The sequence below is a fragment of the Methylobacterium bullatum genome (genome assembly GCF_014845095.1).
Lineage (GTDB): Bacteria > Pseudomonadota > Alphaproteobacteria > Rhizobiales > Beijerinckiaceae > Methylobacterium > Methylobacterium bullatum.
In genome coordinates, this window is the sequence record NZ_NKUG01000297.1 from 1 (window position 1) to 910 (window position 910).

Genomic DNA, 910 nt, shown 5'->3' on the forward strand with positions numbered 1-910 from the left:
CAGAAGGTTGCGGGCGGGGACCATGCCCTCCCCGCCCGCAACCTTCTGACGACAGGGAACTCCCATGACGAAGACAGCCCTCCCCGCGATCCTGGCCGCGATCCTGGTTCTGCCCCTCGCCTCACCGGTTCTCGCGGCCGGCGAGCACCGCCACGACGACGGCACCGTCCATTCCGACAGCCATGACCACGGCCCGAAGCCCGCCGCGAAGGGCAAGGCCGCCGACACGCCGGCGACCCGCGCCTTCAAGGAGGCGGCCATGCGCATGCACGGCGACATGGAGATCCGCTATTCCGGCGACGTCGACCGCGATTTCGCTGCCGGCATGATCCCGCACCACAAGGGCGCCCTGGCCATGGCCAAGGTCGCGCTTCAGTATTCGAAGGATCCGGAGGTCCGCACCCTGGCCGAGGCCATCGTCAAGGCCCAGGAAGCCGAGATCGCCCAGATGGAGGCGATCCTGAAGCGGACCGATCCCGCCAAGAAGTGAGGCTTCCACCTCGCCCCTGAACACTATCGCTCAGGGGCGGCTCGGCTTCCCGCCTCGATACAGGCCGGACCGGCCGCCATGTCGGCGGCGTGAGACCTAGACGACGAGGACATCCGCGAAGGTCAGAAGCACTGTCGTATCGATGACGGCGAAGGTGCGGGCGGTGCCCGCGCCGCTCCCATCGGCATCGTAGGAGAGCGTGCCGGTCGTGGCGTCGTAGAGAACCCGGTCATCCGCATCGGTCGACCCCGACGAGAGGTCCTTGAACGCGTCCTCCGCGAGGGCGCCGGCGCGAAGGGCCGTGAAGACCTTGCTCGAGAGCGTGACGACATCCTCGGCGATGGAGAAGTCGCGGATGTGATCCGTGTTGCCGGTTCCGGGCCACGTGCGGAACAGGAAGGTATCCGCCCCCTCCCCGCC

At 68.1% G+C, this 910-nt stretch carries 1 protein-coding gene and 1 pseudogene; one reads left to right on the forward strand and one right to left on the reverse strand.

Annotated features, from left to right (window positions below):
• The first annotated feature begins 64 nt into the window (after positions 1-64).
• Positions 65-490: a CopM family metallochaperone gene (gene copM / locus MBTS_RS23250; protein ID WP_147833520.1), complete on the forward strand. Its 426-nt coding sequence runs from the start codon at positions 65-67 to the stop codon at positions 488-490.
• A 96-nt stretch (positions 491-586) separates the two neighbouring features.
• On the opposite strand, the pseudogene MBTS_RS23255 reads toward copM, so the two are convergent.
• A pseudogene (locus MBTS_RS23255) lies at positions 587-910 on the reverse strand (M10 family metallopeptidase C-terminal domain-containing protein); the annotation flags it as partial.

Bases quoted from the DNA above. Each gene is read 5' to 3' on its own strand.
- copM (WP_147833520.1), top strand. From the start codon at position 65: ATGACGAAGACAGCCCTCCCCGCGATCCTGGCCGCGATCCTGGTTCTG.